This window comes from Frankia sp. CcWB3 (genome assembly GCF_977927595.1).
Genome location: NZ_CDWRCK010000125.1, coordinates 1 through 8,146, shown reverse-complemented (window position 1 = coordinate 8,146; position 8,146 = coordinate 1). Strand labels below are relative to the sequence as shown.

Annotated in this window: 6 protein-coding genes; 3 read left to right on the top strand and 3 right to left on the bottom strand. The window is 74.5% G+C overall.

Translation table 11 applies throughout. The features are described 5' to 3' along the window. Nucleotides 1-27 precede the first annotated feature (27 nt). Nucleotides 28-861: a precorrin-4 C(11)-methyltransferase gene (gene cobM, locus ACY5KJ_RS11410; protein ID WP_462186556.1), complete on the top strand. Its 834-nt coding sequence runs from the start codon at nucleotides 28-30 to the stop codon at nucleotides 859-861. A gap of 38 nt (nucleotides 862-899) precedes the next feature. Then, nucleotides 900-1,688, top strand: coding sequence for a cobalt-precorrin-6A reductase (locus ACY5KJ_RS11405; protein ID WP_462203340.1), 789 nt, complete (start codon nucleotides 900-902; stop codon nucleotides 1,686-1,688). Between the two features lie 6 nt (nucleotides 1,689-1,694). Here ACY5KJ_RS11405 and ACY5KJ_RS11400 read toward each other — a convergent pair whose 3' ends face one another. Genes ACY5KJ_RS11400 through ACY5KJ_RS11390 form a run of 3 tightly spaced genes read right to left on the bottom strand, consistent with a single transcriptional unit; the run spans nucleotide 1,695 to nucleotide 5,430 of the window. After that, nucleotides 1,695-3,275, bottom strand: a complete 1,581-nt coding sequence (locus tag ACY5KJ_RS11400) for a precorrin-2 C(20)-methyltransferase (protein ID WP_462203339.1) — start codon at nucleotides 3,273-3,275, stop codon at nucleotides 1,695-1,697. Then, nucleotides 3,275-3,934 (bottom strand): precorrin-8X methylmutase, encoded by a 660-nt coding sequence (locus ACY5KJ_RS11395; RefSeq protein ID WP_462186560.1) that lies wholly within the window; start codon nucleotides 3,932-3,934, stop codon nucleotides 3,275-3,277. The genes ACY5KJ_RS11400 and ACY5KJ_RS11395 overlap by 1 nt, the downstream gene beginning before the upstream one ends. Beyond that, nucleotides 3,931-5,430: a nitrite reductase gene (locus ACY5KJ_RS11390; protein WP_462186561.1), complete on the bottom strand. Its 1,500-nt coding sequence runs from the start codon at nucleotides 5,428-5,430 to the stop codon at nucleotides 3,931-3,933. Before ACY5KJ_RS11390 ends, ACY5KJ_RS11395 begins: the two co-directional genes overlap by 4 nt. 244 nt (nucleotides 5,431-5,674) lie before the next feature. Between ACY5KJ_RS11390 and ACY5KJ_RS11385 the strand changes: the two genes are divergently transcribed. Beyond that, nucleotides 5,675-8,146, top strand: a 2,472-nt coding sequence (locus ACY5KJ_RS11385; RefSeq protein WP_462203338.1) for a cobaltochelatase subunit CobN, incomplete at its 3' end; no start/stop codon positions are given.

Sequence of the window (8,146 nt, the reverse complement as noted above, 5' to 3'; positions counted from 1 at the left end):
GCCCGGGGACAACCGGCGGGGGCCGGCGTGACCGTGCACTTCATCGGGGCCGGACCGGGCGCCGCCGACCTCATCACCGTCCGCGGCCGGAACCTGATCGCGTCCTGCCCGGTCTGCCTGTACGCCGGCAGTCTCGTCCCGGTCGAGCTGCTGGCGCACTGCCCGCCCGGGGCCCGTCTCGTCGACACCGCCCGGATGCCGTTGGACGACATCGTCGCGGAGCTGGTCGCGGCCGACGCCGCCGGTCACGACGTCGCCCGCCTGCACTCCGGCGACCCGTCGCTCTACAGCGCCGTCGCCGAGCAGATGCGCCGGCTCGACGCGGCCGGGATCGCCTACGACGTGACGCCGGGTGTCCCTGCCTTCGCCGCGGCAGCGGCGTCGCTGCGCCGGGAGCTGACGGTTCCCGGCGTCGCCCAGAGCGTGGTGCTGACCCGCACGGCCGTGCTGTCCAGTCCCATGCCGCCCGGCGAGGACCTCGCCGCCCTCGGCCGGTCGGGGGCGACCCTCGTGCTGCACCTGGCCGTGCACCGTATCGAGACGCTCGTCGCCGAGCTCGTGCCGAACTACGGTACGGACTGCCCGGCAGCCGTCGTCGCCTGGGCCAGCCGGGCCGACGAGATCGTGCTGCGCGGCACGCTCGCCGACATCGCCGGTCGGGCGCGGGCCGCGGGGCTCACCAGGACGGCCGTGATCATCGTGGGTCGCGCCCTGGCCGCGGAGGGTTTCCGGGACAGCTACCTGTACTCCCGGGAACGCTTCGGACCGGACGGATGCGTGTCGTCCGTTCCCCCGGCCTCCCCGGTTTCCCAGGCAAACGCCGCGCCGCGTGGCCCGGATCCCCTCCCCCGGGCTCGGTGACCGGGCGCCCCCGAGGCTCGGTGACCGGGGCATGCCGTGTGCTGCTGCTCGGCGGAACCGGGGAGGCGCGCCGCCTGGCGACCACGCTCGGCTCCCCGGATCCCGCCGGCACGGAACGCATCGAGATCGTCTACTCGTTGGCCGGTCGGGTCCGCGAGCCTGCGCTGCCACCGTCCTGCCGGATCCGGATCGGCGGCTTCGGCGGGGCGGCGGGCCTGGCCTACTACCTGCGGGCCGAACGGATCGATGCGGTGGTCGACGCGACCCACCCGTTCGCCGCGACGATGACCACGCATGCCGCACAGGCCGCGCACGCCACCGGCGTTCCGCTGCTCGTCCTGCGCCGGCCGAGCTGGCGCGAGCAGCCCGGCGACGACTGGCGCCGGGTCCCGTCGCTGGCCGACGCGGTCGCTCTGCTCGACCGGTTCGTCCCACCCGGGCCGCGCCCGCATTCCGATCCGGCCCCACGGGTGTTCCTGACCACTGGGCGAACCGACCTCGCCCTGTTCGCCGGCCTGCACCGGCCCTGGTTCCTGGCCCGATCGGTCGAACCGCCGACCGGCCCGGTACCGCCACGGCTGACCGTCATCCTCGATCGTGGGCCGTTCGACGTCGCCGGGGAGACCGCCCTGCTGCGCCGGCACCGCGTCGACGTCCTCGTGACCAAGAACAGCGGCGGGACGATGACCGCCGCGAAGCTCGCCGCAGCCCGGGACCTCGGTCTGCCGGTCGTCATGGTCGACCGCCCGCCGCTGCCACCCGGGGTGACCGCGGTCGACGATGTCGACGCCGCCGTGGCCTGGGTCGCACCACCAGGGCCTAGATGACCGGGGCTAGGTGACCGGGTAACGACGTGGGGTGAACACGAGGTCCCGGCCGGGGCCGCGGTGCACCACCCGGGTCGTCGACGAGCCGATGAGCAGCAGGCAGCGCATGTCGACCTCGGCCGGGTCGAACGCGCCGAGGCTCGTCACGGTGATGCTCTCGGCAGGACCGCCGACATCCCGGCCGATGACCACCACCGTGCCCGGGGGGCGGTGTTCGAGCAGCACCTCGTGGGCCCGCTCCAGCTGATGGCGACGGGTGCGGGAAGCCGGGTTGTACAGCGCCAGGACGAAGTCGCCCGCGGCTGCCGCCCGCAGCCGCCGCTCGATGACCTCCCACGGCTTGAGTCGGTCGGACAGCGACAGCACGCAGAAGTCGTGACCGAGTGGCGCCCCGACCCGGCTCGCCACCGCCTGTGCGGCGGTCAGCCCGGGCACGACCCGCACCTCGACGTCCGCGAACCGCTCCGCCGCCGCGGCCTCGACGACGGCCGTGGCCATCGCGAAGATCCCGGGATCACCGGAGGAGACCACGGCGACGTTCGCGCCGCCGGCCGCCAGTTCGAGGGCGAGCTCGGCGCGCTCGGCCTCGACGGTGTTCCCCGAGGCGTGCCGGCGCTGGCGTGGATCGACCGGCACCCGGTCGAGGTAGGGGCCGTAGCCGATGAGGTCGTCGGCGGCGGCCAGCGCCTCGGCGGCCTGCGGCGTCAACCAGCCCGCGGCGCCCGGTCCGAGGCCCACCACGACGACCTCCCCCGCGCCGGGCGTGCCGTCGGTACCGACGGTGCCAGCCGTACCAACGGTGGGCGCCGTCAGTACCCAGTCCGCCTGCGACGCGCGCAGCGGCGCCGGATCGTCCGGCCCCCGGACCGGGCTCGGCAGTACCGCGAGCGAGAAGTACGGCACCGTGGCCGGGTCTACCGCACCGAGCGGGGCGATGCGCTGGCCGGAGGTGGTGGCCCGTTCCACGTACCAGGTGTCCGCGAGGCGTCCCGCGGCGGTGAAGGCGTCCCGGACCCCCGGGAAGGTCCGCCCCATCTTGAGCACGACCGCGGTGTCCGTGCCGGCGATACGCTCGGCGAGGGCCGCCGGCGGCAGCGTGCCCGGCAGCACGGTGAGGACCTCGTTGCCCTCGACCAGCGGCCGGCCGAGCACCGCGCACCCCGCCGACAGGGACGTCACCCCCGGCACGACCTCGGTCGGGTACCGGTCGGCGAGACGCCGGTGCAGGTGGATGAACGAGCCGTAGAAGAACGGGTCACCCTCGCTGAGGACCACGACGTCCCGGCCGGCGTCGAGGTGGACGGCCAGCCGCTTGGCGCAGTCCTCGTAGAACTCGTCGATCGCGCCACGGTAGCCGCCGGGGTGGGAGATCGTCTCGGTGGTGACCGGGTAGACCAGCGCCTCCTCGATCTGGTCACCGCGCAACTGGCTCGCGGCGACCGACCGGGCGATGCTGCGGCCGTGCCGGGCGCTGTGGTAGGCGATCACGTCGGCGTCACGGATCAGGCGGGCCGCCTTGAGAGTGACGAGCTCGGGATCCCCCGGTCCAACCCCGACTCCCCACAGCCGGCCCTTCGACGGCACCATTAATCCTCCTCGCTCGCGATCGCGTTGACCGCGGCGACCGCCATCGCGCTGCCGCCCCGCCGACCGTGCACGACGAGATGCTCCAACCGGGCCGGATCATCCACGAGGGCCTGCTTGGACTCCGCGGCGCCGATGAACCCGACGGGCACGCCGACCACCGCCGCCGGTCGCCCAGCTCCGGCCGCGACGAGTTCCAGCAGGCGGAACAGCGATGTCGGAGCGTTCCCGACCGCCACCACGGAGCCGGCGAGCCGATCCGCCCACAGATCCACCGCCGCGGCGCTACGGGTGGTGCCCAGCCGCTCGGCGAGCTGCGGCACCCGGGGATCACCGAGCAGGCAGAGAATCTCGTTCGCGGCGGGCAACCGACGGCGGGTCACGCCGGCCGCCACCATCTGCGCGTCGCAGAGCACCGGGGCGCCGTCCAGCAACGCCGCGCGCGCCGCCGCGACCACGCCGGGGGTGAAAGCGAGATCGTCAACGAGATCCACCATTCCACAAGAGTGGATCATGCGGACCGCAACCCGGGCGACGTCACCGGGCAGCCGGTCGAGACGCGCCTCGGCCCGGATCGTCGCGAACGACCGGCGGTAGATCTCCGCGCCGTCACGGACGTAGTCGTAACGTTGCATACCGCTCATGTCTGATACGCCGTTCATGCCAGACTCCTCGCCGACCTGACGGCCGCGGCCAGGTCACGGTGGCCGTCGCCGGGGCTCGACGACACGACCGTCGCCTCGCCGCCGTCCGCTCCGACGGAGGCGGCGGCGGCCCCGAGGCCCGTCCGACGGACCCGGTAGCCGGGCCCGGTCGCCACAACCTCCACCACCTGTCCTCCCGGTTGCCCGCAGCGCCGCTCGCAGCCCGACCAGTGCACCGGCGCGAGGGCCGGGCCAACCGGGACGGGCCGGAGGGCTCGCGGCCTCCCGGCCAGGTGCGTCGGCGTCGACGGGTCGCCAGCTCGGATCCGCACGGACACCGCCGCGTCGCGGCGGACATCCGCCAGCGCCCGGGCGCATCCCGGCCGACCGGCACAGCTCGTCACGCCGACCCAGGATGATGCCGGATCGACAACCAGGCCCGCGTCCGCCGCCGCCCTCGACCACCGGGTAGCCTCGGCCGGGTCGAGATCGCGGAGCACGACGGACCGCCACGGAGTCACAACCAGGACGCCGTCTTCGGCGCCGCCCGCTCCGCCGACACCCTCACCACCGCCGGCACCGCCCGCTCCGCCCGCTCCGCCACCGACACCGGCTGCCGCGGCGGCGGCGAGCAGGTCGAGCTGGTCGGCGCTCAGCCGCCCCAGGGGGACGAGCACGGTCAACGCCCGGCGGCCATCACGCTGCGGATGCGGACCGGGCCACGCGCCGGCCCGAACGGTGGCGCTCCCAACGGTGGCGCTCCCAACGGCCTGAGCAATTCCAGCAGCCTGGACGATCCCAACGGCGCCGGCCTCGGCAGCCGCGAGCAAGTCGTCCTGTCCACCCGGTCCACCCGGCAACTCGGCGATCCGCCAGGCCGTCGCGGCGGTGCCCACCGCCGCGCGGGCCTCGATGAAGGCCCGCGCCGCGGCGAGGAGCGCGGGTACGGCGACGTGGACGGGCAACCGCAGCGCGCGGGTTGCGCCCGCGACGGCCAGCAGCATCTCCCCGGAGGGCAGGGCGCGCAGCGCGAGGTCCGCGGGCAGCCCGGCCAGGTCCCCGCTGCCGTCGTCGACGGCGAACAGCACCCGGCCGGGCAGCGCGGCGAGGGCCGGATCCGCGCACAGCCGGCGGTCCAGTTCGGCGACGACCGGCGCGATGTCCCGGCACCCGGCCTCGCCACGTCCGGACAGCGGCGAGCCCACGATGTTGCGGACCCGCTCGTGCGTCGTCGAGGGCAGCAGGCCGACCGCGCTCACCCGGGCGGCGAGCTCCTCGGCCGTACCGTCGGCCAAGCCGTTAGCCAGGCCGCGTAGCTGCACGTTAGCCCGGGAGGTGAGCTCAAGGTGGCCATCGGCGAACTCCCGCGCGCAGCCGGCGAGGGTCTTCGCCGCGGCGGCGGTCAGCCGGCCGCCGGGCAGCCGCAGCCGCGCGAGCGCGCCATCCGCGGCCGGATGCGTCGTCAGCACACCGGGGCAGGCGTCGCGGACACGCTCCCGCGGACTGGTGGGCACCGGCGGAGCATACGTGCCGGACTCGGGCGATGCCGGTTGATCGTTTCTTTGTCACGACGACAGCCGAGTGCTTGACAACACCTCCCACCTCTCTGCGATCGTGACGGGGCCACGAGCGGCGAACGGCGAGGAAGCCCGGTGCGGATCCGGTGCGGATCCGGTGCGGTCCCGCCACCGTCACCGGGGAGTGCGCCCCAGACACGGCCACCGACGCGGGGCATGGACCCCCGGGAAAGGCATCACCATGTCGCCTGTGCAGACTCCTCCCACCGATCCGTCCAACGACCCTTCCGACGACCCGTTGGCCACGGTCACCCGCGAAGCCGGGGAGACATCGGGAGCCGGGGAGACGGAGGTCGACGCGGTCGTCCTGCTGCTGTCGACCTCCGACACCGACCTGCTCTCCGCGCGGGCGAGCGGAGCCCGCTACCGCCTCGCCAACCCGGCCCGGCTCTCCGTCGCCGATCTCCCGGCGCTGACCAGCGGTGCCGATGTGGTCGTGGTGCGCATCCTCGGCGGCCGGCGGACCTGGGAGGAGGGGCTCGACACGCTGCTCGCCGGCCCGCGCCCGATGGTCGTGCTCGGTGGCGAACGGACCCCGGACGCGGAGCTCATGGCCGTCTCCACCGTGCCCGGCGGCATCTGCGCCGAGGCACACGCCTACCTCGCCCAGGGCGGTCCGGCCAACCTCGGCGAGCTGCACCGATTCCTCGCTGACACCCTGCTGCTGTCCGGTACCGGATTCGCCCCGCCGGTGACCATCCCGGCCTGGGGGGTGCTCGACCGGGCCGCGGACGCCTCAGCCACCCCGGACGCCTCAGCCACCCGGGACGTCCCGGACGTCCTCGCGGGGAACGCGGTGCGGCCGGTCGCGGTGCGGCCGGTCATCGGTGTCCTGTACTACCGCGCGCACCACGTCGCCGGGAACATCGCGTTCGTCGACGCGCTCTGTGCCGCGGTCGAGCGGGCCGGCGGGGATCCGCTGCCGGTGTACTGCGCGTCGCTGCGCGCCGCCGAACCCGAGCTGCTCGCCACCCTCGGGCGGGCGGACGCGCTGATCGTCACCGTGCTCGCCGCGGGCGGCAGCCAGCCGGCGCACTCCTCTGCCGGAGGCGACGACGAGGCGTGGGACGTCGGCGCGCTGGCCGCGCTGGACATCCCGATCCTGCAGGGACTGTGCCTGACCAGCGGCCGGGCGACCTGGGCGGAGTCGGACGACGGGCTGTCCCCGCTGGACGCGGCGACACAGGTGGCGATCCCCGAGTTCGACGGGCGCCTGATCACCGTGCCGTTCTCCTTCAAGGAGATCGACGCGGACGGGCTGACAAGCTACGTCGCCGACACCGAACGCGCCGGCCGGGTGGCCGGCATCGCCGTCGCGCACGGCCGGCTGCGGCGCGTCCCACCGGCCGAACGCCGAGTGGCGCTCATGCTCTCGGCCTACCCGACGAAGCACTCCCGGATCGGCAACGCGGTGGGCCTCGACACCCCGGCGAGCGCCGTGCGCCTGCTGCGGGCGATGCGCGCGGCCGGATACGACATCGGGCCCGACGACGGCCCGGGCACGCTGCCGGGGGTCGCGGCCGAGGACGGTGACGCCCTGATCCACGCGATCATCGCCGCGGGCGGGCAGGATCCGGCCTGGCTGACCGAGGAGCAGCTCGCCGGCAACCCGGTCCGGATCAGCGCGGCGCGGTACCGGGCGTGGTTCGACACCCTGCCCGCCGACCTGCGGGAGAGCGTCGAACGGCATTGGGGGCCCGCGCCCGGCGAGCTGTACGTCGACCGGTCCGCGAATCCGGACGGGGAGATCGTGCTCGCCGCGCTGCAGGCCGGCAACATCGTGCTGCTGGTCCAGCCGCCACGCGGCTTCGGGGAGAACCCCGTCGCCATCTACCACGACCCCGACCTGCCGCCGAGCCACCACTACCTCGCCGCCTATTGGTGGCTCGCCGACGGCTCCAGCGATTCCGGCGGCCCCGGCGGCTTCGGCGGCTTCGGCGCGCACGCCGTCGTCCATCTGGGCAAGCACGGGACGCTGGAGTGGCTGCCCGGCAAGACCGTGGGCATGTCCGCGTCCTGTCCGACCGACGCGGCGATCGGCAACCTGCCGTTGATCTACCCGTTCCTCGTCAACGACCCAGGCGAGGGCACGCAGGCGAAGCGTCGGGCGCACGCGACCCTGGTCGATCACCTGGTTCCGCCGATGGCCCGCGCGGAGAGCTACGGCGACCTGGCCCGCCTGGAACAGCTGCTCGACGAGCACGCCACCATCGCCGCCATGGATCCGGCGAAGCTGCCGGCCATCCGGGCGCAGATCTGGACGCTGATCCAGGCCGCCCGGCTCGATCACGACCTGGGACTGGCCGACCGGCCGCACGACGCCGAGTTCGACGACTTCCTGCTGCACGTCGACGGGTGGCTGTGCGAGGTGAAGGACGCGCAGATCCGCGACGGCCTGCACGTGCTCGGCGAAGCGCCGACCGGCGGGGCGCGGATCAACCTGGTGCTCGCGATGCTGCGGGCCCGGCAGATGTGGGGGGGGCGCGTCACCCTGCCGGGGCTGCGGGAGGCCCTCGGGCTCGTCGAGGACGACCGGGCGGCCCGCGGCGCGGTCGACGCCGCCGAAGCGACGGCGCTCGCCCTGGTAACGGCGATGGAGGAACGCGCCTGGGACCCGTCGGCCGCATCCGACGTGGTGACGACCGTCCTCGCC